General features: G+C 43.2%; 23 protein-coding genes. 4 read left to right on the forward strand and 19 right to left on the reverse strand.

The window, feature by feature from the left end; translation table 11 throughout:
• Position 1 precedes the first annotated feature (1 nt).
• The gene (locus tag N480_RS05735; RefSeq protein WP_063371572.1) at positions 2-1417 is read left to right on the forward strand and encodes a Y-family DNA polymerase; all 1416 of its coding nucleotides are present in this window, start codon (positions 2-4) and stop codon (positions 1415-1417) included.
• Positions 1417-4485 (forward strand): error-prone DNA polymerase, encoded by a 3069-nt coding sequence (locus N480_RS05740; protein WP_063371573.1) that lies wholly within the window; start codon positions 1417-1419, stop codon positions 4483-4485. The genes N480_RS05735 and N480_RS05740 overlap by 1 nt, the downstream gene beginning before the upstream one ends.
• A gap of 70 nt (positions 4486-4555) precedes the next feature.
• On the opposite strand, the gene N480_RS05745 is transcribed toward N480_RS05740, so the two are convergent.
• The 3 genes from N480_RS05745 to N480_RS05755 form a co-directional block, all read right to left on the reverse strand.
• Positions 4556-5218, reverse strand: a complete 663-nt coding sequence (locus N480_RS05745; RefSeq protein WP_063371574.1) for a hypothetical protein — start codon at positions 5216-5218, stop codon at positions 4556-4558.
• A gap of 94 nt (positions 5219-5312) precedes the next feature.
• Positions 5313-6500 carry a sensor domain-containing diguanylate cyclase gene (locus N480_RS05750; protein ID WP_063371575.1) on the reverse strand — a complete coding sequence of 396 codons (1188 nt, stop codon included), beginning with the start codon at positions 6498-6500 and terminating at the stop codon, positions 5313-5315.
• Between the two features lie 156 nt (positions 6501-6656).
• Positions 6657-7694, reverse strand: a complete 1038-nt coding sequence (locus tag N480_RS05755) for a GGDEF domain-containing protein (RefSeq protein WP_063371576.1) — start codon at positions 7692-7694, stop codon at positions 6657-6659.
• A gap of 194 nt (positions 7695-7888) precedes the next feature.
• Here N480_RS05755 and N480_RS05760 point away from each other — a divergent pair, with 194 nt between their 5' ends.
• Positions 7889-8362 carry a hypothetical protein gene (locus N480_RS05760; protein WP_063371577.1) on the forward strand — a complete coding sequence of 158 codons (474 nt, stop codon included), beginning with the start codon at positions 7889-7891 and terminating at the stop codon, positions 8360-8362.
• Between the two features lie 5 nt (positions 8363-8367).
• Here N480_RS05760 and N480_RS05765 read toward each other — a convergent pair whose 3' ends face one another.
• From N480_RS05765 to N480_RS05830, 16 genes are all read right to left on the reverse strand, one after another.
• The gene (locus N480_RS05765) at positions 8368-8898 is read right to left on the reverse strand and encodes a methylated-DNA--[protein]-cysteine S-methyltransferase (protein ID WP_063371578.1); all 531 of its coding nucleotides are present in this window, start codon (positions 8896-8898) and stop codon (positions 8368-8370) included.
• Complete coding sequence (locus tag N480_RS05770; protein ID WP_063371579.1) at positions 8895-10301, reverse strand: DNA-3-methyladenine glycosylase 2 family protein; 1407 nt, start codon at positions 10299-10301, stop codon at positions 8895-8897. Before N480_RS05770 ends, N480_RS05765 begins: the two co-directional genes overlap by 4 nt.
• Positions 10302-10464: 163 nt before the next feature.
• Positions 10465-11838 carry a nicotinate phosphoribosyltransferase gene (locus N480_RS05775; protein ID WP_063371580.1) on the reverse strand — a complete coding sequence of 458 codons (1374 nt, stop codon included), beginning with the start codon at positions 11836-11838 and terminating at the stop codon, positions 10465-10467.
• Positions 11839-11897: 59 nt separating this feature from the next.
• Positions 11898-12959, reverse strand: coding sequence for a bifunctional nicotinamide-nucleotide adenylyltransferase/Nudix hydroxylase (locus N480_RS05780; protein WP_231102229.1), 1062 nt, complete (start codon positions 12957-12959; stop codon positions 11898-11900).
• Between the two features lie 118 nt (positions 12960-13077).
• Entirely contained in the window at positions 13078-13524 is a 447-nt protein-coding gene (locus N480_RS05785) for a hypothetical protein (protein WP_063371782.1), read from the reverse strand.
• A gap of 80 nt (positions 13525-13604) precedes the next feature.
• Positions 13605-14303 (reverse strand): sugar phosphate nucleotidyltransferase, encoded by a 699-nt coding sequence (locus N480_RS05790; protein WP_063371581.1) that lies wholly within the window; start codon positions 14301-14303, stop codon positions 13605-13607.
• Positions 14294-15376, reverse strand: coding sequence for a hypothetical protein (locus N480_RS05795; protein WP_063371582.1), 1083 nt, complete (start codon positions 15374-15376; stop codon positions 14294-14296). Before N480_RS05795 ends, N480_RS05790 begins: the two co-directional genes overlap by 10 nt.
• Before the next feature lie 2 nt (positions 15377-15378).
• Positions 15379-16698: a UDP-N-acetylglucosamine 2-epimerase gene (locus tag N480_RS05800; RefSeq protein ID WP_063371583.1), complete on the reverse strand. Its 1320-nt coding sequence runs from the start codon at positions 16696-16698 to the stop codon at positions 15379-15381.
• 12 nt (positions 16699-16710) lie between these two features.
• Positions 16711-18330: a hypothetical protein gene (locus tag N480_RS05805; protein ID WP_155732768.1), complete on the reverse strand. Its 1620-nt coding sequence runs from the start codon at positions 18328-18330 to the stop codon at positions 16711-16713.
• A gap of 62 nt (positions 18331-18392) precedes the next feature.
• Positions 18393-18554 carry a hypothetical protein gene (locus tag N480_RS25235; protein ID WP_155730426.1) on the reverse strand — a complete coding sequence of 54 codons (162 nt, stop codon included), beginning with the start codon at positions 18552-18554 and terminating at the stop codon, positions 18393-18395.
• A 194-nt stretch (positions 18555-18748) separates the two neighbouring features.
• Positions 18749-18913: a hypothetical protein gene (locus tag N480_RS25240; RefSeq protein WP_155732769.1), complete on the reverse strand. Its 165-nt coding sequence runs from the start codon at positions 18911-18913 to the stop codon at positions 18749-18751.
• A gap of 33 nt (positions 18914-18946) precedes the next feature.
• Positions 18947-19774 (reverse strand): glycosyltransferase family 2 protein, encoded by an 828-nt coding sequence (locus tag N480_RS05810; RefSeq protein WP_196761455.1) that lies wholly within the window; start codon positions 19772-19774, stop codon positions 18947-18949.
• A gap of 7 nt (positions 19775-19781) precedes the next feature.
• A complete protein-coding gene (locus tag N480_RS05815) occupies positions 19782-21227 on the reverse strand; it encodes a glycosyltransferase family 4 protein (RefSeq protein ID WP_063371586.1) in 1446 nt (481 codons plus the stop codon).
• The gene (locus N480_RS05820) at positions 21211-22197 is read right to left on the reverse strand and encodes a polysaccharide deacetylase family protein (protein WP_063371587.1); all 987 of its coding nucleotides are present in this window, start codon (positions 22195-22197) and stop codon (positions 21211-21213) included. Before N480_RS05820 ends, N480_RS05815 begins: the two co-directional genes overlap by 17 nt.
• A gap of 110 nt (positions 22198-22307) precedes the next feature.
• Positions 22308-23711 carry a hypothetical protein gene (locus N480_RS05825; protein ID WP_063371588.1) on the reverse strand — a complete coding sequence of 468 codons (1404 nt, stop codon included), beginning with the start codon at positions 23709-23711 and terminating at the stop codon, positions 22308-22310.
• A 125-nt stretch (positions 23712-23836) separates the two neighbouring features.
• Positions 23837-24409: a hypothetical protein gene (locus N480_RS05830; RefSeq protein WP_155732770.1), complete on the reverse strand. Its 573-nt coding sequence runs from the start codon at positions 24407-24409 to the stop codon at positions 23837-23839.
• A 129-nt stretch (positions 24410-24538) separates the two neighbouring features.
• On the opposite strand from N480_RS05830, the gene N480_RS05835 reads away from it, so the two are divergent.
• On the forward strand, positions 24539-25426 hold the full coding sequence (locus N480_RS05835; protein WP_063371589.1) for a DMT family transporter: 888 nt from the start codon (positions 24539-24541) through the stop codon (positions 25424-25426).
• The last annotated feature ends 203 nt before the right edge of the window (positions 25427-25629 follow it).

A 25629-nucleotide genomic window follows, 5' to 3' on the forward strand; every position in this document is an offset into this window, starting at 1 on the left:
TATGGCACTTTGGCTTTACCTACACTTTCCACAATTGCAACTGGATAGCTTGTATCACGATAAAGCTCAACAGCAGCCAACGATTATTGTTGCTGGCCGAGGGCACAGTGCGGTGCAATTAAACTCAGCAGCACATGCCGCGGGTATTCGACAAGGTATGGGACTTGGTGCTGCTGCGGCAACGTGTTCGTCTTTGTGTGTACATGAATATGATGAAGAACAAACAAGGCAGCGTTTGACTGAGTTGGCCCAGTGGTTGTATTTAAATACGGCTGAGATCCATTTATCTGGTACAACGGGGTTGCTACTTAAGGTCTCTGGTATGTTGACGATGTATCGTGATATTTCTGAGTACTGGCATACCATACAGACACGACTTCAAGCACAAAATGTGCGGTATCATTTCAGTTTGGGCTATTCCCCTTTGGCTGCACAGCTATTGGCTGAAGCAAAATTTGATACCCTCAGTGAAGATCGCAAGCAGTTAGAACATCGCCTAGGTCGCTTACCTGTGAGTGCATTAGCATTACCTGAAAAGCAACATCAAGGCTTACTGCGTGTAGGTATCCAGTCGGTACAAGCGCTTTTTGAGATTCCAATGTTAGAGCTAGGTAAGCGCTTTAATACCGAGCTAGTTCATTATGTGGGGCGTTTACGCGGTAAGTTACATCACCCGGTTTCGTTTTATCAGCCTCCTGAGGTATTTGAGCGCCAGTTAACTTTACTCTATGAATTAGAAAATTTAGATTGGGTTGCCAAGCCTTTATTCAAACTACTCACTCAGTTAGAACAATTTTTAAAGCTTCGAAATAAACTTACTAAGTCAATTCAATTTACACTATTACAACGGGATTGCGAGCCTTTGAGGCTCGAAATTGGCAGTGCCGAAGGGGAGTATCGTGCTGATAAATGGCAGGGGTTATGCCAGTTAGTACTGGAAAGAACACAATTAGTTGCTCCTTTACAGGGAGTTGCTTTATCGGTAACAGGCTTTTGCGAGCCTGATGAACTCAGCAGCGATTTGTTCAGTGAGCGCTGCGGCACTATGACAGCAGCCGGATTACTCGCGGTGTTGCAGGCCAAGTTGGGAGAAGATGCTGTACAAGGTATTAAACCAAGCGCTGATGCCCGCCCCGAATTTGCAACGACGCATTGCGTACCTTTGACCTCACAAGCACAAAGATTGAATGAGATAGAATGCGAGCCTATGCTGCGACCTAATTTGCTACTCCCACAAATCCTCCCATTGCAACAGTCTGTTACCTTGATACAGGGGCCGGAGCGCATTTGTACAGGCTGGTGGGATGGTCACGAAGTAGAGCGAGACTATTTTATTGCACAAGACGAGTCTAAGCGCTGGCTCTGGGTTTTTAGAGATCGGCAACAGCGTTGGTATTTGCATGGAGTGTTTAGTTAATGCAATACGCAGAGTTATTTTGTCAGAGCAATTTTTCTTTTTTACAAGGAGCCTCTCGACCTGAAGAGCTTGTTAGACAGGCAGAGTTCTTAGGGTATTCTGCAATGGCTATTACAGATGAATGCTCATTAGCTGGGGTGGTACGAGCTCATTCATTGATTAAAAATGAACGACTGAGTATCAAGCTCATCATTGGCAGCTTATTACGCTTTGAAAATCTAGAAGTGGTTTTGATTTGCCCAGATAAAGCTGCTTACAGTGAACTATGCCGAGTGATTAGTAATGCGCGGCGGCGAAGTAGTAAAGGAGGTTACGCGCTTGAAAAGTGGGATCTAATGTCGCTACGTCATTGTTTTATGATTTGGTTACCAGCTGGTAATGTTGTTGATGAGAGCTGGGGGGAGTGGTTAGCTCGTTACCATTATACTCGAACTTGGATAGGTGTGCAGCGACGTCTAGATAATCAGGATAAACGCTATGTTGCTCACTGTGAGGCATTAGCGAAGCAATTTCAAATACCGATATGTGCAGTAGGTGGAGTGCTTATGCACTCTCCAACTCGGTTGCGCTTGCAGCATGCATTAACTGCTATTGCGCATAATCAAGCCGTTGATCAGATTAAAGCGCAGCTGCTGGCAAATAGTGAACGTGCCATGCGCTCTAAAACTAAACTCACTAAGTTGTTTCAACCTAGCTGGCTTGAAGAGTCACAGCGCATTGCTAAACGTTGTTCATTTGATTTGGATGATCTACGTTATCAATATCCCAGCGAATTGGTGCCAGCAGAGCAAACCGCCATGCAATACCTTCGCACTTTGGTTGAACAAGGAAAGCGTCAGCGATTTCCTAACGGGGTGCCAACTGAAATTGACGAGACCATAAGCAAAGAACTGAATTTAATTGAGGAATTGGACTATCCATACTTTTTTTTGACGATTTATGACATTGTCATGTTTGCTAAAAGTCGTGGTATTTTGTATCAAGGTCGGGGCTCTGCGGCTAATTCTGTGGTGTGTTATTGCTTAGAGATTACAGCGGTAGACCCTCGACAGGTTGCCGTTTTATTTGAACGTTTTATTAGTAAAGAGCGTAATGAGCCCCCCGATATAGATGTAGATTTCGAGCACCAAAGACGCGAAGAAGTCATTCAATATATCTACCAGAAGTATGGCCGAAAACGTGCAGCCCTGGCTGCGACGGTGATCACTTATCGTTTTAAAAGCGCAGTGCGTGATGTTGGAAAAGCGCTGGGAATTGCCCAATCTCAGCTGGAGTATTTCATTAAAAATGTTAATCGACGAGATCGCAGCTTAAATTGGCAGGCACAAATTGTTGAACTGGGTTTAGAGCCAGACTCTATGAAAGGCCAGCAGTTTATTGAGCTAGTGAATGAAATTATGGGTTTTCCTCGCCACCTTTCTCAGCATGTGGGTGGTTTTGTCATTTCGGCAGGGCCATTACATGATTTAGTACCCGTAGAAAATGCCGCCATGGCAGACCGAACGGTTATTCAATGGGATAAAGATGATTTAGAAAGCCTAAAGTTACTCAAAGTCGATGTGCTGGCTCTCGGCATGTTAACCGCCATCCGTAAAGCGTTTGATTTGGTAAAACAACATACTGATAGACACTTAAGCATTGCTGAGCTCACGCGCATGCAAGATGACCCTGCGGTGTATAACATGATCCAAAAAGCCGATACTGTGGGCGTTTTTCAAATTGAATCTCGGGCGCAGATGAGCATGTTGCCCCGTTTAAAACCTGCTTGTTACTACGATTTGGTCATTCAAATCGCGATAGTACGCCCGGGCCCAATTCAGGGGGATATGGTGCATCCATTTTTAAAGCGCCGCAATGGTGAAGAAAGAATAGAGTACCCCTCTGAAGCCGTTAAGTCGGTACTTGAGCGCACTTTGGGAGTCCCCATCTTTCAGGAACAAGTGATCAAACTTGCTATGGTTGCTGCTGGCTTTTCTGGAGGGGAAGCGGATCAGTTAAGACGTGCGATGGCTTCTTGGAAAAAAACCGGTGAGCTGATGCAATTTAAGGATAAGCTACTAAAAGGAATGACTGAGCGGGGATATGATAATGCCTTTGCTGAGCGTATTTTTGAGCAGATCTGTGGTTTTGGTGAATATGGCTTTCCAGAAAGTCACTCAGCTTCTTTTGCTGTGCTTGCTTATGCATCATCGTGGCTGAAATATTACTACCCCGCGATGTTTTTTACCGCACTGCTCAATAGCTTACCCATGGGGTTTTATAGTGCCTCACAGTTATTGCAGGATGTGAGACGCCATCAAGTTGTCGTGTTACCTGTGTGTGTTAACCAGTCAGAATATGACCATGTGGTTTGCCAATCACAAGGTCAGTGGGGCATTCGGTTGGGTTTTCGAATTATTAAGGGGCTCAATCAACATATGGCTGCACAGATCGTAGCACAGCGGCCACAGCAAGGTTATCGCCGTGTTCAATGCTTAAGTGATATTGGCATTGATAAGGGCACCTTGGAGCGGCTGGCTTCAGCCAATGCTCTGCAAAGTTTTAGTGGAGATAGGTATGCGGCGCGTTGGCAGATAATGAATAGTGAAGCTAGCTTACCTCTGTTTAAAACTGAGCAGTTAGACAAAGTACACCATGTACACGCGCCTGATGTGTTTGCTGACCTAATTGAGGACTATACGGCAACAGGAGTCACACTGAATAAACACCCGATCACCTTATTGGAAGAAGCTGGTTTGTTGAGGCCATTTACACGGATGAATGAATTGGCAGGTAAAGCGCATAAGAGCTTAGTCACTGTTGTGGGAGTAGTCACAGGTCGGCAAGCGCCAGGTACAGCAGGGGGCGTCACATTTTTTACCCTCGAAGACGATACTGGCAACATTAATGTGGTGGTGTGGGCAGGTACAGCAAGAGCACAAAAGCAAGCTTATTTAAGCTCTAAATTACTGCGAGTAAAAGGTATTGTCGAAAAAGAAGGCGAAGTGATCCATGTGATTGCGGGGCGTCTGATTGATGAAAGCGATTTACTACAAGGGTTTAACCATAAATCGCGTAACTTTCATTAAATAGGAGCAATCTGATAGCAATTATCGTTTGCCTAGGTGCACTCACCAAGGCAAACGATAAAAGCGCCTGTTACTGGTAGGCATCTGCATCAAAATAGAGCTGTTTCAAAGTGCCACAATTTACAAATTTATATATCAGCTCAGATACTTTTGGTACCCTCTTAGAGGTCTTGAACCTTTGCATACAAGCACTGGTTAAATCCACGAAGATTAAGTGATTAAAGCTCGGTGTTTGGGTAATTTTGTGGACATAAATACGCTCAGTTTTGTTGATTTCTATGCTGTCGTATTCTTGCCATTGGCCTGAAGGTTTTAAGTCTTTCATTTTTCTTGAATAGAGCTTATCGCTGAACACGATACTGCGCTCTGAGTACACTTTAAATCCGTCTTTTTTATAATGGCCTTCATAGACATCAGCCACAACAGTAATCTCTTCACCTCGCTCTAAACGCTGTAAGTTAAACGCTTTAGGTTTAATTGTTATGAGCTCCGAATCACGAACTAAATTTAAAAACGCCACGTCAGGGTTATCGATTTTATATACGACCTGAATATCACCAGGCAATTTGTATGAGGGAAAGTTTGTTGCGTATATCTTTGAACCGCGATTCATGAGTACCATACCATGTTCACCTTGGTAGGCAGGGTTAAGAGGTGGAAGTTCTTTCTTTTCTTCTGCAATAGAGAAAAAGCTAAAAGTGAATAGAATTAACATGCAATAAAAATGCTTCATAAAGTATCCTTTGCTGGGCTAAGCATGGCCTGAGTATAGCAATAGACAGTCAGTCTGCTATCTATTGCTGTGAAAATAGCGTACATAAAGTGGGTTAATTACTGACGTTATTACGGCCTTTTTTCTTGGCGCGATACAGTGCTTCATCAGCGCTTTTAATGACCTGTTCGAAGGTCTGTTTTGCCTGTCTTGTGGCAACGCCAATTGAAACCGTGACGTTAACGGTCTTTCTATCAGAAGGCGGGCTGCTCTGCCTAGACTTTTTAGATTGGCGTTGTTGTTGTCGAATAACCATATCATAATTGGCAATGTCTTCTCGCAGCTGTTCAAGCGCATTAAATGCTATGTCAGGTGAGCGACCTGAAAAGACGACTGTAAACTCTTCGCCGCCATAACGAAATACTTTACCACCACCTTTCACCTTATTTAGTTTTGAGGCAACCAGCTTCAGTACTTGATCGCCAATATCATGGCCGTAGGTGTCGTTAAACTTTTTAAAGTGGTCGATATCAAGCATGGCCACTGTGTATTTTCGACCGAGCGAGAGAGAGAGTTGATTGAGTGCGCGCCGAGTAGGGAGAGCTGTTAAGTCATCTCTAAATGCTAAAAAGTAGCAATCAATAGATACGGTAAATAAGTAGACCAAGGCAACAATCGCTACCACAATATTCAGCGGTAGTATCAGCCAATTCATATGAATTGCGAGCCATAGTACAAAGCTGCTAAATAGGGTTGCTAAGGTGAGGCATTTTCGTGTGACACTGCGCCAGAACAAAAGGCAGCCAATTAAAAATAGTGGAACATGGTATGTGATGTATGGTGACAGCAGAGTGGTATATGTGTGCTCTGACAATAACGCATCGAGCTCTCCTTGATAGGCAAGCCAATAATACACGCATAGCCCTATGATACTGAGTATTATCAAGCGGGAAAATGAATGGCGAGAAAGGAGTGCGCGATCTTGTGTTAACGAGGTAAACAATAAAATTAGCGCACCGCTTAACAGTAACCAGGAGGTTTTATTATCTAACCATTCAGACCAAGGAACAGAATAGCTCTGGGAAGTAAAAAGCAATGCCCAAAGTAAACAGGTAAGCGCTAATCGACTGCGATTAAACTGGGCTGAAAACAGTGCCGAGAAAAGCAAAACGGGAAGGGTTAAATGACTTATCGTGGTTGCATATGACTGCCAATAATGTTCAAGATGCACAGCGCTTAGCAAGCAAAAAATGAGCCCCAAAAGGCTGCTAAACGTGGTTTTAACCCCTTCAAATTTATACAACAATTATCTCCAATAAATGATGAGTTAACATGTTTTTTAACATTGTAATTTGGCGACTTTGAAATTGCTACAAAAGTTTAATTGGGTACTGTGTTATTCGCTCTGTCACTGCAACATGTGAGAAGGTCGGTAGGAAGGCGGATAGATATTTTGTGATTAGGCTGCAACATCCTCAACTCGGTCACAGTTTAGGTTGTACCAGCATGCTCGGTCTCTGCCTCTTTCTTTTGCCGCGTATAGCGCTTTGTCAGCACAGCTCATCCACTTGGTTTGAGTCAGATTATTGTCTGTTGCACAAATACCTAAACTAACGGTTACTGGGTGATTTTCGATAAGAGACGATGCTCTGATAGCTGCCCTCAACTTTTCTGCGACTTTTTCTGCGGTTTCAACCGTGGTATTGGGGAGTAAGATCACAAACTCCTCTCCGCCTACTCTAAAGAGCAAGTCGCTTTCGCGGATCTGAGTGGTGATACCAGAAGCTAGGCGTATCAGTACCTCATCCCCCTTGGCATGACCGTACAAATCGTTAATTTTTTTAAAGTGATCTACATCAATCATAATGAGTGTGGAGTCGCTGTGATAGTGTAGTTTGTTTGCCAATGCATCTTTTAAAAATAAGTTTAACTGGCGGCGATTTAGGGCACCTGTTAAAGCATCTTTACTAGACTCTTCTTTGAGTAATTCATGAAGAGAGTCAATGTGCCTAAGCAGCAAATTGACAACCGTAATAGTCATCAACAGAGCGAAAAATAACCGCATCGCATCGGCAACTTGATAGTTAAGTAAAACATAAATGGTTGCGCTTATGAGTAATGGCAGATTGAAAACGATAGCAGTTCTTAGTGGAAATAAAAAACTCATAATGATACTGACGGGAAACACCCAGAAAATGGTCCCATCACCTAAAGTAAAAAGTGATAGAGTGACGGCAAGCACAGCTAATGTCGCGACAATATGCTCATTTATTGGCAGTTTTCTCCCTCTCAGTAAGGCGTAGGAATCAATACTAAATGTAATAACAAATAAACTAATTGCGGTGGCTAATGGGTATTCACCAATAATGAAGTTTTTAATTGCGAGGGGAGAAAACACCGCAAGTATGATTAGAGTGACAGCTGGGAATACTTTTCCTTTTTTGCCAAAGTACGTACTTAACCGTATGGGGTCGTTTGGGCCATCATAAAAAGACACGTAATACTATCCAATTCATAAACTATATCTCTTTCATTGTATAAATATATATAATTTATTCCTATATTAAAGGTTTTTTGTGTTAATTATTTGATAACGCATTGTTCCTAAGGTGAGGGAGTAGTGGCAAAATCAGCCTTGTGTCTAGTTTGGATGTGATTTAATTATTTTGATAAGAAAGACTTGGAGAGAATATGGTGAAGTACAAAGAAAAAGTAATTTGCGTGAGCGCACTGATACTTTTTTTTAGTATTTACTCGAAAGCGGTCGCTTTTACACAAATAACGCTACCTGAGTCTAATGCACTTGAGATGCCTAAGTTGTTAGCACGTACTTACATACTCAAATTGTCTGGGGTTCGAGATAAAGAAAAGGCACAGCTGTGGGCCGACGAGACTAAACGTGCACTTGCGTCGGAGCAAGGGCAAAAGTTATTGGCTGTGACAAAGTGCTTAACTCCGATAGTTCGAGTGGTACAAATGCAAGGCCCAAATACTGGCCCTAAGCCATGGTATGGTGTAGATATTGCGATTGGAACAACTAAACGGGAAATGGCGAAGGCGCAGAAACTTCTCACCAGCATACACGCTGACAATCAACAGACTTGGATCTTAATGGCTTCGAAAAAAGACCTTGATGGGCTCACTCTGCGTTGTCAGCATAATTAATAGTGCTACTGTAAAAACTCTGTTTTTGCTTGACGTGTTTTAACTAACTCAGCCAGTTGTTGCGCGCTAGGTTTTGAATCTACAATGCCTTCATGAGCAAGTAACCACTGCTTTCTGATCACACCGCCAGCATAACCCGTCATCTTGCCATTGGCACCAATTACGCGGTGGCAAGGCACAATCAAAGTAATCGGATTTCGGCCATTTGCCCCACCCACGGCACGCACAGCTTTGGGGTTATTCAATTGTTCGGCGAGCTCTAGATAAGTCATACTTTTACCGAATGGAATCTCAGTAAGCGCTTGCCATACCTTTTGCTGAAAAGGAGTTCCTTGCCAGTCTAAATCCAAATCAAATTGCATAAGGTTCCCTGAAAAGTACGCATCGAGCTGCTTGTTACACTCTGTGAGTAGTGCACATGAACGTGTTTGAGAAACCTGTTCGCCACAAAAAATGAGTTGTCGTATACCAACTTCTGAGGCTTTTATTTCTATTAGTCCAAGCGGGCTTTGAAAGTAATCTGTGTATAGCTTCATAATTGACTCCATAGCTGAAAAGTAAGGTAGCTGCGCCACGGAGACGCTAAATCAGGTGATAATGTATGTATTGGTTGTGATGAGGTTTCAGATGAGGCTTCGCCAGCAGCGCTTTGTGCTTTGAGTGCTTTAATGACCCCCAAATCTGACCCTAAAAAGATGTCTGGATCGCTCTGGCCACGCATTTTGGCATAAGCGACCGTCCATGGGCCAATCCCTTTGAGTTTTAACCACTCGTCGGGGGGTTCTGATTCAGAGGTTTCACAGAAATACTGTGCAAACCGGATCAGGGTTTGTCGACGAGCGTTTGGCATCTTTAGAAACGCGAGCTCACTACTTGCAATGGCTTCCGGCGTGGGGAAATACCGCCCGTTGGATGTTTTTTCACCCAGCGTAAGTACCAGTTGTGAGACTAAATTTTTTGCCGCTTGAACAGATACTTGCTGGCCTAAGATAGCCCTTATTCCCGCTTCAAATAATCCCCAAATGCCGGGCAAACGTAGTCCAGTTGTTAATTCAAATGTATTTGGTAGAACTTGAGATAAATCATGCTCGATTTGAACTAAGTCAGCATCTAAATCTAAGACTCGACGAATGTTATTGACGACTGGCTTAAGGACCTTTAGCTCATCCAATTGAATTTCGACCTCAAAGCAATGCTTATCTTCGAGGTGCGTTGCGGTAAACTGGCCTGTTTTACCTTGCAAAGTGATAGTCCGCCCATAGCTGTTTGGGGTGATCCACTCTAACCCCTCAATCAGTCTCGCTGACAAGAATTGTTGCATTTTTTGCCAGTTAAATGGTGGGCGATAAAACAGTTGTAATACGACTTTAGAGCTTACTGCCTTTGTTTGCTTTCTCATTTGTGTCGGGGTGAGTTTGAGTTGTTCTTTAAAGCAGTCATTGAAGCGCCGTATGCTATCAAAACCACTTGCCAGTGCCACCTCGGTGATGGGCAAGCTAGTTTGATGGAGTAATTTTTTGGCAAACAAACATTGCTGGTATAGCGCATAGGTTTTCGGCGACACCCCTAAATACTGATTAAAGAGCTTGCGTAAATAACGGTCACTTACCCCAAGCCTGCTCGCGAGCTCAGGCAATGAGCTTTGTTGCAATGCGCCTTGGTCAATCAGTTTGATGGCCCTCTCTAAAGTTGCGCCGACTCCCTTCCAGGCAGGGGAGTTTGGGGCACTGTCTGGCCGGCATCTAAGGCATGGTCGATAACCAGACTGAGCAGCCAGCAATGCACTGGTGAAATATTCTACATTTTCTTCTTTTGGGGGGTGTGCTGGGCACACGGTGCGGCAGTATATACCGGTGGTTTTAACTGCAATAAAAAACTTACCATCGAATCTTGCATCCCTTGATAGGCGTGCTTTTTGACAAACTTGGTTATCTAACATTTCAGTCAATCCTACTACATGAATAGACTAATTATATCGAATGATAATTGGTCGACTAGCCAGATTCGGAACTGGCTGTTGAGACAGTATTTATGAAATAACACCAGATGGCAAGCGACCAAAGAGTGAAAGGTTATCCACCATTGGTCGCTACTAGAGTCGGTTATGAAAGGTTTGCTCTGATATCATCAAAACTTTGGTCAATCAGCAAGTGGCCGTTTTTAAATACGGTTTGGAGCAAATTTTCGCGATAGCCTAAATCGCTTTCACGAACAGTTTTTATGCCTTTTTGCTTATCGGCAACCACCGCTAAACGGCCTTTCTTACTGCGCTTACCGTGATCGGTGATTGGATCTTTAAACACATCACGCCACAGGCCTTTTACCTTCACTGCACTTGCTTTCATTGCAAATTGCATGGTGTCTCTGTCCAGTTTTTGTAGCAGTGCTCCGCCCATCCCAAAAGCAATGTTTTCTGCGCTGAGCTGATTACCTTGCATTGCCTTTAATATTTCACCAATTGATACTTCATCAATTCCATCACCTTGGATGACCCTGACGCAATCGGGTAAAACACGATATCCCTTGCTGTTAACTCTGTAGCCAAATTTAGCCATTAACTTTTCTATAGTCGTAGTGACAACTTTCACAGGCTCGCCACTATCGGGGCGTATAACCAAGGTGCCACCGCTGTTTTCGACTTGCGCTTTGAGCTCTTCGCCCCACAGCGTATCAATTGCATGCCACAGGTCATACGAATCGCTGACGACCGCAACCAGCTTACCAGGCCCCGAAAACTGCTTCAGCATGTTTTCATAAGCCTGTTTTTCTCCGTCTTTGCCCCAAGCGGTAATCGTGCTGTGCTCTGCTGCTGGAATTGAAAAACCAGGCATGCTTGCACCATAGTAGCGTCTAGCCGCGACAATCGCGCTGAGCGTATCTGTGCCCATGAAATTAAGTAAGTGTGCAGCACCGCCAATCGAAGCTGCTTCTTCAGTGGTCGCACCTCTTGCACCAAAGTCATGTAGCTTGAACTCTAACCCCGCCAGTGAGTCGGCTGTTTCTTGCATATATTTTCGAATCACTTGCTTACAGTGATAAGAGACAGTTGCAACGGTCGTTGGGTACCAAATTGCACGCAGCAGTGCGGTTTCTACGTAGCTGGTCAGCCACGCACATTTTGGATCAGTATTAATGACTTGTACTAGGGCATTGCTAATTGGAACCACTGAGCCTTCGGGTAGCGCTTGAATTTTAATCGGTAGTAAGCCGCCGTGTTTGTCTACAATGTGTCTCCAGCCAGCTTCATAAAACGGTACGCCATGTAACTCTAAAATCTCTTTGGCTTCATCCACATTAGCGTGAGTCAAAGGTGTGGTCAGGTAGGTTTTAATGAACATTTGCAAGCCAAAAAACACAGCCTTTTGATAGTGGCCCCCGCGAGGTTCAATATAGCTAGATACTTGGCTCGTACCCTCTGGGTACTGTTTAAAGTGAGATGCTTTGTAGCTATCTGCGTTTAGGATAATATGGTTCATGATGGAGTTCCTCCTATCGTAATTGTGCAACGGGTCTATCCCGTTACATATTTGGTATATTACATACCAGTTAATTCTTGAATAATGAAATAGTGGTCTTCAAATAACTTATTAGGTTCCAGCTCAGCTAACGGCACCCACATGGCATGCTTCGCATCGTCAGATCCTTTCACTTTTGGCAGCGCTTTATTGGGCTCTAAATCAAAATAAAAAGCATGGGTAATGGTTCTGCCACGTGCTGAGCGATGCGGTTCATCAAATACTTGCTGTTGCTTAATCGAGCCTTTTAAAACCGGTGCGGGCACCTTGAGTTTGGTTTCTTCTTTTAGCTCACGTAAACAGGCTTCTAAGAGCTTCTCATTGCCATTAACAAATCCACCCGGCAGCGCCCATAGGCCTTTACCAGGGCGTGCTTTGCGCTCGATTAAAAGTACATGGCCACTTTGTACTACCACGGCATCTACGGTTACGAACGTCGGCGGATACGGCGCATTTTGCCATGCTAAACGATATTTTTCGATGAAATTATGTTCACTTTGGATTGCCTGATAGTCCTCGGTGTTTACGAACTGGCGCAGCATGTCTTTGACAAATGCAGGCAATTGCTGACTCTGTTCCCCGTCTAAAAATACCTGTCCTGTGGTTGAAAATATTTCTTGTCTCAGCGGTGTTGCAGAAATTTGCTGAAAGTTATCAACGGGCACGGAGCCCCACTGGGGAAACATATTTAAGTAATATGAAGATTGATCTTTACTATGCCCAATCAACCCAATGTTCGCAGGTTTATGTGGTACTCGGTGGTGTGCAGTGACCAGCCCTTTCACTGTCGTTTGAACATTACGTACCCAAGCATCGTCATTGTATACAGTGTCCATGAGTGGTGCGATATGTACCCGAGTATTTTCGTCTTGATTTAGTGTTCCGCGGATCATTAACTCGCGTTCGGCGCTTGTCCATGGGTTTCTAACGGTTCTAGGTTGGTGAGCTGAACCACACAAGATAATAAGGTGTTGAGCGCGTTTTAGACCTTCTTTTACCACGGCTAAATGACCCTGATGAAAAGGCTGAAAACGGCCAATAAATACGAGAAAATCGTATTGTTGATCGTACGACATTGTCATAGCAGCAAACCCCTTGCTGTTTTTATTGAACGCTAAGCAGGTCTATCCCGCATGCGTATATGGATATCAAATGGTTCCCATTTGATATCCATTACTTTGGCACACCATGGCAAAATTTTCAAACACTAATTTTTACGAAATTGCTGTCTTCTTTAAGACCAAACTCGCTTTTTAGTTCGCCAAATAGTACTTGTTTTTGTTCTTCATCAAGGTTGCTAGTGTCCAATTCTTCCAGCGTGTTTGACAAAAAATCTACGACCTGCTGTAAATTAATTGAGGAAGACTCACCTCCTTTGGGTGGCTTTGGCGGCGGCTCAACACCAGCCAACTCTCCTACTGCTTTGGCATCGAAACCCAGTTCAGACATTTGCTCAGCAAGCGCTTTACCCGGCTTTATACCCGCTTCTTTGAAGGTTTCGACGATTGACTTAGCATCCTCCTCACTGAGATTTTGCGAGTCAAATTGTTCAAGGGTTGCCTTAATTGTGTCGGATTGTTCCGAACTAAGCTGGTTCTGTGGGCGGCCAAAAGACATGTTTTGACTGTTAGACACTGCATCTATCATGATCACTACACACTCATATTATTGATTACAGCAATTAGTGTGTATACAAAATGCGCAAACAATGTGAAAGTGCAGGTTTATTATGTGAGGTGTTTGAGCATTGATTGCGCTTTTTGATAATCGTCTGGTGTACCAATATCTATAAAGTCAGCTCTATAACATTGACTGTATAGCGCCTTAGTAAATGCATATTCAGACAAATACTGCTCAAATGAGAAAGGGCAACTGGGTGTGCTGGCCAAAAACTCAGTTTTGTTGAGCAAGTATACACCTGCATTAATGTAACCAGCCCCTTGCTTTCCCTTTTCAAGAAACTCGGTAACAAGGCCGGTGTTCGCGTCAATCGTTAAGGCGCCAAAACGACTGATATCTGTCACATGGGCGGCGGCAAGGCATACCGCACTTTTGCTCGTCACACGCTGTGCAAAATCCCGGTAATTAATATCAAAATAGCAATCTCCATTTAACACCAAGACGTTTTCCTGAGTACTGAATTGCATAGCGCGGCGGATCGCTCCGCCCGTTCCAAGCGGCTGTGTTTCGCGACTCAAAGAAATTTTTGCATGCGTTTGATTGGCTTTTGCATATTGCTCAAAACACTCATGCATATGCCCTGTGGCCAATATCAAATGAAGATCATGGTCAAATGCGTCGTGTAGCTTATGTAAAACAAGGTCAAAAAAGGGCCGATTGCCAATCGGCGCTAAAGGTTTGGGTAGGTTACTGATAACAGTTTTTAGCCGTGTACCTTTGCCACCCACCAACACGATCACATCCATATGCTCGGTTCCTGCGTTTTACGTTTGGTGTTGCGTTTAACAGTAACCGCCTGTGCACCGTGTTCAACGATTTTTACTTGTATAATATCGGTATGAAAAGCCAGTCTTATCTTTTCTTTGAGCTGATTTACACCACCTTTAGGGAGTGCAAAGAGCATAAAGCCACCACCACCGGCACCGCAGATTTTTCCTGCCAAGGCGCCTTGTTGCATAACGAAGTCGAAAAGGGGGCCTATGTTGGGCGGGAGTACTGCTTCGCCAAGCTGGTGCTTCAATTCACTTGTTATATTAAATAAAGACCAAAAATGTATGGTATTTCCTTCTATTAGAGCTTGCGCCATGGGGATAACTGACGTGCGGATACGGTGCAAATAATTTAACCTTTGCGTATTACACTGCTTGATCTGTAAAGATTGCGCTTCAATGGCTGCGCCTGGGCTGCGTAAAACCTGACTGTCTATTAAGACAATTTGAGATTCTAGCGCATGGCGTGTTGCTTGGCCCAACTCTAGCGGGGTAACTTTGTTATCGTATTGACTCAAAAAAGAAAAATGATTGATCCCCCCGAAAGCGGCAGCGAACTGATCTTGTAATCCGCCTTTGAGTCGTAATTTAGTACGTTCAATTTCATATGCTGTGCGCGCCAGCATTTGAGGGCTATTAGAGACGTTAAGTAACTCGCAAAACCCTTTGATTAATGCCACGGTGAGCGCGGATGATGCTCCTAGACCACTACCAAAACCGACTTCACTCCATGTCTCTATCGAACATGGGAAAAACTTCCCCTGATGGTGATTCTCAACAAAGTACAGGTACACGGCCTGCTGTATGGCCAGCTCTCCTTGCAAAGTGAGTTGGCTTAACTTTTTGGCGTTAAATTGCACCTCAGAATCACGGCAGCGGATCAGCAATTCATTTCCACCTGTGGCTATTTGGCCATGAACATACAAATTAATTGTGCAATTGAGTACTTCACTCCCATGTATATCTACGTATGGAGGAATATCGGTGCCTCCGCCGGCCAAACCAATTCTTAACGGGGCACGGCACTGAATTATGTCATTCTCAGTCATGTTTAGTAACCTTCGAGAATATCAATGTGGCGCTTCACCTTACTTTGATAGCGACACAGGCTGGCGGCGATGGTTTGTCCGACGTTTTCACCATAGAGCTTTTGCGCAACGTGACGCGGCCATACTTTTTCCGGGTTGTCGATTGCGAGCTTGAGGCCTGAATAAATAAAAGCTTGATCCAGAGGGGGAACAAGTAGATTGGATTGACTGTCGAGTACCGTTTCGGGCCTATCGGTGTTAGCGCGACAGGTGAGCATGGGAACGCCAAGCGTGTTTAACTCTTCCTGTAAACCTCCGCTATCACTATAGACAAAGCGACAATGTGCGCCTGTGACAAATTCCAAGACATGTTGATAACTTGGCCATAATTCATGAAAAACAACGCCTGCTTCACTCGCTTTAGATACCAAGGACTGTAATTGATAACGCGCCACAGCGTTGATAAAGGCATTGTATTTTACAAACACGATTTGTATTTGTTCAGTTGCAAGTTGAGTTAAGGCATTTAGGAGCGCAGTTAATATCGGTTTGGTTAGGTTTTCTCTGCGATGAATATCGACTCTTATCCACTTGCCATTGGCAAGCTCTGGATAGCAATCATAAATGGTCTGCTTTGGTTTACTTTGACTTTGCAAAGTCACAGCATCGGCACTAAGCGATCCGACAATGTCTATATTTTCAGGGAGGTACCCCTCTTTCAATAATGCTTGACGATTGCGCTCTAGTGGGGCCAATAACAAGTCAGATACACAAGAAGTTAAAACGGTATCTACGCCCTCTGGAAAAGGCATATCACGATACCACATCCAGTCACACTGACGCTGTGATAAAAGAGCTTCTCCGCGTAACGACCGCCAACAGCTAGGCCCCATACTTCGCAGTCCAGCTTCAACATGTACCGCGCGGATCCCAGTTGCCAAATACCAATATTGCGGTAGCAAATTGGATGTAAGGGTGTCTCCTGAGACAACGGGAACCACACATGTGTTTGGGGCGAGCTCCACAAAATAATGAGCAAGTTGCTCAATGGCTAAGGCCATATCGGCAGCTTTTGATAGCATGCTGCCAGCAACATTTAAATTGATAGCAACTTTGTCGGCAATATCAAAAAGAGCACCCGCTTCAGTCAGCACGGCATCGTAGTGTTGGCCACTTTCTATAACAAGCGTTGACATGTTTTGTGCGTCACATGCATGTATCAAAGAAGCCAGTTTTACATAGCAAGGCTTCGTTGCGATAACTATCATAAATACTGGTCGGTTATTGCGCTCTGCGTCCGAAAAAACGGCCTTTACTTTGTCATGCTGTATATTGAGTGCCATAGTTACTCCGTATTAGGCGGCTATCATACTGTGCTCTGCGAGCAGAGATTCAATATCTTGGCGGGTCAGGGCAATGAGTTTTTGCATGGCTGCGACTATCACTTCGGTATTGGTTTGGTTAGAAAAACTAATAAATAAACGGCCACGGCTTTTATTCCATTCCTCGTCCCAATCTAATGTTTGATACTCACCGATTGCCTGTCGCAATGTCGGGACTATTTGGACTAAGTAAGGTTTAATGAAAGCAAGCTCATCTCGCTCAAGATGAATTTCAACGCCAATGGCATCGGGAAGTGTGAGAAATTCGTAATGGCAAGCTCTTGGCCAGTGGCTCGGTGCAATTCGCCTAAAATGCATAAATGAGCCGCGAGTTTGCCATTGTTCATCGGCTTGAGCATTATATTTTTCAATGATCTCTAAAAACCGTTCTGGTCTTTCTTTAACCACCTTATGAGCAGCAAAAATACCATTGGCAATTACATCCCAGTGGGTATCAATGTGTGATGCATGTGGCTTTAACTGCGCTAGGTTAACCATGTATGCGGTCAGATCAGGCTGCTCAGATTGCATCAGTTGGTTAAGTAATGTTTGAGCGCGACGGTAATGGCCAAGGCCTAAGAATGCTTCTTGAAAATCTACTTGATGCAGAGAGTTGCACAAAATCTTATTTAATGTGTTAACGATTTCAACCGCACAATTGAAATCTGCGCTTGAGACTTCGTAACCATCTAAAATAGCAAAGTCCATGACTTCTATGACATGACCTGCATAATAAACTTGGTTTTCGATTAAGTCAGACATCACCATGTCAGTACGCAATTGTTCCAGTTGTTGCTTACTTTGTGTATCTTGAGGGTTGTCTAACAATTTGACCGTCAATCTCAGTACGCTCAGCAGGACATGTAATATCTCGAGTTGACTGTTTAAAAAGAGTTCAGCATAGGGTCTAAACTTATCCAGCTCAGGCACTCTAGCGACCATTGCAAGTACCCCTTCGGTGAGATGAAACTTGCGGCAAACTGTGTAATCACCAACATAGTGGGCGTGTACAGCTTGTACCATGAGTTGTTCAATATCGAATATTTGTGGTGTGCCATCAGGGGCAAAGAAGGTAAAACTTTTGGCTTCAATATGAGGGTAATAATGGGCGAGCGCGAATAGCATATGACCAAGCTCAACCCCTTTATTTGTCATAATATTAGTTGAACCGTTGAGCAAGTCAGCAAACGTTATACCGGTCTTGGCAATTTCTATATTTGCAGGTACACCCGCCATTGCAGAATAAGCGAAAGTTTGCCACGGATGAAAATCACCCTCGGGATCACATTGATAAATATAAGGCTGTTTGTCTTTTTTAAAATGCACAAAGCCTGCAACTAAATCTGTTAAGGGCTTATCTTGGTAGCTCAGGTTGCCCCAGCCATTTATAACATGGCAAAGATGAGGCAACCCATCCCGTTCGACAATACTGTCCAAGTTTTCAGCAATCAGCAGATCAGCAAGATTGATCACTTGATCGGCAAGCTCTGTATCGATCGTTTGTGGCGTATGAATGCTCTTTTTAGTTTGATTAATTATTTGCCAGCATTCGTCGCTGAGCTGTAGTGGTGACCATGGCGTGGTTTGTGACATGATAGTTTGACCCATTTTTGTTGTTATTAGAAGGAGGTGCGTAGCACCCCCTGGGACAGTACTTATTTTCTAAGCTCTTGTTCGCAGCAACCTTGTGTGCAGCAACCACGGATTAAGACTGGCTCATTGGCCAAATCCTGTTGGTTTACTTTAGTTGCCGTGCCACCTGTGATGGCATCCAAATCTTCAAGTGTTAGAGGCGTCATTTCTTGATTGTCTTTCATAGTATTTTCCTTATTAAAATCAAAGTAATTGAAAAGAGCCGCCACAATCGAATTGTGTAAGGCGACAGTGGCTCATAGCTCGCACCAAAGCAAACGAGTTTAATTGCATTAAAACTTGCTATGAGTTCGGGCTCTTTAAGAGTGAAAAGCTGTCTTATCCAGCTTTTTACCTTCAAATCCTGTTGATGCAGGATTTAGAAGATTTGAGGTGGCTCTTCGCAGCAGCCTTGGTTACAACAACCGCGGATTAAAATCGGCTCGTTTGACAAGTCATTTTTGTCGAACTTGTTTGGGCCGCCACCCACAATTGATTCCATTTCTTCAAGTGATAAAGGTTTCATTTCTTCTAGATTTTTCATTATTTTTCCTTAAATTAAAAATAGTTAGCAGAGCTAACAGTGTTGATGAACAGAGACATACTGTTCAAATTTGTTGCTGGTATCTTGCAAGAAGCTACCTGAAAAGTGACCATTCGCATATTTGTCTAAGCAATATGAAAAGTTCTGATGATCGCTTTGCGATTTACTCAGTTCACCCAAATTGCGAGCAGAGTCATCATGAGTTAAGTGCGTGGCACATCCGGCCAGTGACTGCTCTAACATGAGCTTAGCTTTAAGACGAACAATTAAATCTAGGTCTTCCCAACCCCAAAAGTTCATTTTCGAATCGAAGCCCGCAACGTCCAATACATGTTGCTTCTTTACCATTACAAGGCCGGGGGCTGTGCGTTGGTCATTATTCAAAGAGGATTGGTTGACCAATATTTCCGTATGCTTATTTTGGCCAATCGGTAATGTAAGTACTGTGCGAGTTTGGCATAGCTGTTGAAATTGGGTCACCGATTGAGGCTTTGACTCTGACACTGAATGTAAGTTTGCAAAACTGGTTTCAGTGACGAGCGAGTAGAGCTCCGAGAGTGTGGTCTCAGACAATATTACGTCAGCATCTAAGACAAATATGGTTTCTGCTCTAGCATGATATATTCCCCAATTTAACGCGAAAGACTTGTTAAAAAACTGAGTAAATATATGCACGATCCTGACCGTAATGCCTTTACAGTCGACACCATTGAGCAACTCTTGCAGGCGCTGTTGGTCGCCACCCATATTAACAATGAGTATTTCAAGCTTTGGTATTTGCTCTAACGCAGGTAAGTTTTGTACCAATGTCTGGCCAAGTTCTTGGCGGTCTTTCCAAGGTATAATTACACTAATCACCATAAAATCCTCAGGCAAATACCACAAAGCCTTCATTCAAAAGCTGCCAAATAATATCTTGGGCTGTGTGATTGAAGCGCGATAACTCAATAGGTGTGGTTAATTCATCCAGTATTTGCAGCTGTTCGTCAGAAAGCTTTTTCTCGGCAGGCCAACATGGGTCATTAACTATGGTCCACTGACCTTGTTGAATGTGATCTACCGCGACGACTTTTGAGGTGATAGGGGTGCGTTGTTCGAGCGTATGAGATACATAGTAGTGCGCCACGCCGCTATAGTTTTCAAAACCCAGTGGCACATGTGGTAATAGGCATTGGCTGTCATTAATGATGGGTACGTGATGCGCGATAGGCGTGGTTATCCCCTGTTTATGTAAACCGAGACAACGTAATAATCCGGATTCTAATCGCGATACAAAGTGTCCATAGCGATAATATTGAGATGCGTGCGCTTTACACTGCTTGCTTAATTCACCACGCTGAGTATTGTTATTGAGCACTTCGGATAACCACGCTAGCCCACTTTGGTAATTGAAGCGGATACCGCCCTGAGTGATCCAAGTTGGCATAAGCTTACCTGTTTTACTATCAATAACAGTGTCTTTCAAGCCGCCATAGCGACAGCCCAATACGGGAGTGCCAGCGGCCATGGCTTCAATGGCGATATATCCAAAATTCTCATCTAACGAGTTTGTCGGGTGTATCAAAACATCCATGGCTGCAATGCTGGTGGCTAGGACTTGCTCTGATAGATTACCAGCTGAAAATGTGACAATATCCTCAAGCTCATAGAGTTTGAGTAAGGATTGAATATAGTCTGGATATTGCTCGGTCATGTAGGGCATAACGGGATAATCGACCCAGTAATTACCAATGACAATGGCTTTTATCGGCTGTTCTGGAAATGCGGTTTTTAAATCTTTTATGTACTGCAAAAATCGATGTAGATTTTTTTGTGGTAGTAATCTCGCTACATGCCCTAATACCCAAGTAGATGGTGAGATGTCTAACTGCGTTTTAGCGAGCGACTTTTCTGGGGCTTGCCAAAATACTTCAGATACAGGTAATGGAAGAAATATAATATGTGGTTGAAGCTTTGGACAAATCGCCTTAATCACGTCGATGTCAGATTGGCAATTAACAATGATACCGTCACATGCCCTTAACTTGGGCAAGTGCGCTTGTAAAAAGTGCGTGTCTAATGTGGCACCGCCATGCAGAGCCATGATCCGAGGGGGTCCATTTTTATAGTCGTCTTGCCACAATCGATTTCCCGAAAAGTTGAGTAACAAATCTAGTTGCTCATTAGGTGCATTTTCTTGATCTAGGTTGACAAGTTGAGCGCCAGCTTGAATAAGAGCCGAAAGATAAAAGTGTTTTGTTTTACCAACGCTAACCCAGAACTGCTCTCCCATTCCAGACACGCCGATAGTGAGATTTTTAATCGACTGAGACATGGCTGGTTTCCTTTTTTAGTGTTGTTATTGCGCGATTGTGGGCCGAAAATGCGTCAGAAGAAGGTTCAGGTTCTGTTGCCCAGCTCACTTTATTTGCTCTGGACTTATCCCATCGATATAGCCAATGTATACCGAATTTAAATGCCTGCGTGGGTTGGGTATAAATAGGGTGCTGTAAGGTTTTATCAATTGTCTGAAATTGATAACCTCGAGATTTTAAAGACGTTAATATGTCATCAAGGCTATCTGCATTTAACTGATTTACATGGAGCATGAGTATATGAGGAATACTCGTTTCAAACATGTTTAAACTTGCACGTTCATAAAAGTCTAAACGTTGTTCGGTAAATGCTAAATACTGCTCCTTATAGCTTTTTGCTGCTTTAAGTTTATTACTTGTTAGCTTTTTAGTATAAGGCGCATCATAAATATAATCTGCATTTTCCATAGTGACAGGAACAAGCTCTAGGTTTAGCTTTTTTAGGCCATTGTGAAGTAAATGCTGAGACTCATTGGTCTCTCCTGCATGTAAATAAGGAGGGCGAAAATACCTCTGCTTTTGTTGACCGAGCACTTGTTGCGTTATAACTGCGCCTTTTTTGATATCTTCTAAATAAAGCTTTAGTTCACTCTGATGGTAGGAAATATGAGAAAAGGTATGGTTACCAAGCTGGTGTCCGCGCATTTTCCAATCAGACAATAGGGTTCTTAGCAGTTTAGGGTTGTTTTTTAAATGCCCTTCATTAACAAATCCCGTCACTTTAATATTATGTTTTTCGAGGGTATCAAGTAGCTGTTTATTAATTTTTCTGAGAGAGTTCTCTGATAAAGTAAACTCTCCATGAATAGGTACATCATCAAAAGTAATTGATACTTTTTTCTGGTAGGGGGTGCCTGCAATCGCGTGAATACTTGTAAAATACGCACAGGCGAGGGTAAATATATTAACCAGCTTCTTCATAATTAACATGAGAACATTTCACTTTCCTTGAATAAATGGAATATAAGCATGTTACAGTTTTTTTATCAATGTATGTTTTATGCTTCCATGTTAATTATTGTAACTGGGTTAGGTTTTATTTAATTTATAGGCGCCTGATTTTTTTGCACTGTATCTTGTTGTTTCTCTAAATGGACATAGCTTAATCCTGGTAGATGGAAGGGGGATTCTAACTCTTGATTAAAATTGCGAATGTCTTTAATTTGTTGCTCGACAAAGCCATGCACGAATGCATCTAGGTTAGTGTTCACCCATCTCTCTATTGAGTCAGAATGAATAAACGCGTTTGGGTTTTCTTCAAGATCTGCCATGAGAGTTTGCCAGATTGCACTTTGAGTTTTTGCTGGAACGTCATGGGTGAGATCAATGACTTCATTCATCCAGCTAAGGCCCACTTCGTCGTATGCTTTAAGCATATTCGAGTATAGGGTTTGTCTTTCGCTATCTGAAGTTAGCGAGTCATGATTGACAGCGAATTCGCCTGTGTCAGATTGCAGATAGTGTTTGTGTTCACGCCAGTCGAGCTGTTTACTTACTAACGCAAATATATTTTGTGTGTTTGATTTGTCTGTCTCATTGAGCATGGCAAAAAAGCTATCTTGCTGATACGGCTTTATGGTTTTTGCCATGTCGACAATACCAACATTGGTTTGAAAATCCCCTTCATCAAGGTGCGCATTTAATTCCAGTAATTGCCCATCAGATAGCTTATTGTCGAGTAATAGCGTGGCGTAGCGATGAACATTGGCCGTTTTTTGCATACCAAAACTTTGCGAAAGTATGTTATGCCCTTCGTCATATCTTGTGAGCAGCGCATCTTCTCTGCCCTCATCATCCAAGATACCCAAAGGAGGTGAGGGTGAAGAAAAGTCATACGCTTGCCCTTGTTCGAGTAAATGCGACATTGTGTTTATCGCGCTACTGAGTACCTCTTCAGACATAGTATTAAACTGCTGAATTAGGTCTTGACTGATATTATTGAATCTTCCTGTTTTAGGGTCGAATGTTGCAGTAGCAACAATGACATCAGCGAATTTAGCCAAGTCTTCATCACTGAGTTTTTTTGTGAGTTCGAGTAGTTCTCTCGTGGGTTTTAAGTGCTGAAACTTGTGCCGTTGCTCAGGTGGTAGCCGGTCTACTTGCGCTAGAAAATCCTCAACTTCAGCTTTGTTTGTTAGCTCTCCCAAACGGTAATCTTTTTTAAACTCGTCAGTGCCAAGTCCAGTGATCGTAACGTGTGGTTGAGTGTAACTTCGGCCGAAGCCGAGTATGATGGGGCGAGCCAAGGCTGCTTCAAGCTCGGTTTCTTTCAGAGCATTTTCTTCGGGAGATGATAGGCTCACAGTGTAGTCATGATTAGTGTGTGGCGCTTGTTGAGGTGCGGCAGCTGGGGAGGCCTGTTTGGCGTTGAAGTTACTGAGTTTATGATTATATGTAGATTGCGACTGGGCAATATGCAAGTGTTTGGTGAGCTTATCAATCATAACCTTATCCTTAGTTATCGATGTACAGATTGTTTTTCGACCGAAACAGTAAAACCTTTAGGGACAAAACTACATTAATTTTTAACTACGTGTCTAATACTCATCTAGTTTATGGGTATTTCGAGTCATTCAGTTGCATCGTTTTCGTTACTGATCTGTGTGTACAAGCGCAGGGTTAAATAAGTTATTGTGCCCGCTACTAACGCACAAAGCACGTGATGTAAAACAAAATGGCTGACGATTAATGCTGGAATGTCTTCTGCGCCATCAATCAATAATACCTTCACAAGCAAGCCTAAGTAAGCGAGTAGATGCCCGGCGAGTGCCACTTTAAAAATCCTTTTGAATTTAGCTCGAGCGCTTGACGATAAATTTAACCTATTGATGCCCATAATCAGTAGCGCAAATATACTGAGTATAATACTGACACTACCCAACCCTAGAAGAGATGTCTTAACTAATATGGCGGCTAAAATATATGCAACTGTCATAAGTACCTTACTGCTTTGCTGTATCGCTCGCGATGGTATGAAAGGTGATTTGTGATGTCTATCTGAAATACTCTGAAGTGTTATCAGATTTTCTTTGTCAATGGTGTTGACTCTATCAGCTTGCGAGTACATAGTAGATGCTCTGCTTATCAGGATAAAAAGTAATAACAATGAACCGACTAACCAATACAGTGCTAAATAGATCATGGCTGCCAGTCATGTGGCTTAGTGTGTAGCGGTTAAGTCTCTTTTACTAACCGCGACAATAGATGCGGTTAGCCTATATTTTTCTTTTCTTTCCTCGTTTATTGTCCCGCATTTTAAGGATGTAAACCAATGCCCGTGCAATTGTCTTATGCTTTTGTGGTTTTAATATGGTCGACGACGCCGCTGGCTATCGTTTGGAGCAGTAGCTCTATGGCGCCGACTACCAGTGTGTTATTGCGTATGGTGCTCGCATTGGTGTTAGCTGCACTTGTCATGGCTTGCACTAGAATCAGAATGCAATGGAGTAAAAAAGCTTGGCTGTTGTACACCTATTCTGGTGGGGGCATTTTAGTGGGCATGCTGTTCGCTTACTTAGCGTCGCAATCAGTCCCTTCGGGGGTTATTTCTCTTGTGTTTGGCTTGGCACCAATCATCTCAGGGCTACTAGCTCAAAAGCTACTCGGAGAAGAGAAATTTACGGCTATTAAAAAGTGCGCCTTGGGTTTGGCTATGCTTGGAATGTTGATGGTATGTTATGCCCAGTTGCAACAATTAAATTTAGACCCCATTGGCCTAATTTATGTGTTGTGCGCGGTATTTAATTTTAGCCTCAGCGGGGTGCTCATTAAACGCGTAAAAATCGCAATACATCCAATGGCTACAACCTTTGGCTCTTTGTTAATTGCCACGCCTGGATTTGTAATTATGTGGCTGATCGCGGGGGCGCCTTTTGCGGTGGAGGCATGGAGTATGAAGTCGATTTGGTCAACGTTATATTTGGGCGTGTTTGGCTCACTGCTGGGCTTTTTGGCTTACTTCCACATACTACAGCATATGAAAGCGAGTACTGTTGCGCTGACAACCTTGATCACGCCGGGCTTTGCAATGACATTGGGCGCATTGATCAATGGCGAGCAGATCACCACGTTACTGTTTATTGGTGCCATTACCATTATTTTCAGCCTAGCTATGTATCAATTTAGTGGGCTCTTTCAAAAGCGAGATAAAAGAATGTAACGTACGTTTATTTGCTCCTTATGTTATATGCTCACTTTTTGGGCGTTAACTTAGTTGTAAGCGCTGAATGCGGTTTAATGACAAAGTGAAGTTAAAAGCAATTTGTTACAAAATCGTAGCAGCGCTCAGGGGGCTATTTCACAAGCACAAATCAATTTTATTCACTATATAAAGAAATAACAGGTTTAATTAACATCCTAGTT

The organism is Pseudoalteromonas luteoviolacea S2607 (genome assembly GCF_001625575.1).
GTDB classification, from domain to species: Bacteria; Pseudomonadota; Gammaproteobacteria; order Enterobacterales; family Alteromonadaceae; genus Pseudoalteromonas; species Pseudoalteromonas luteoviolacea_E.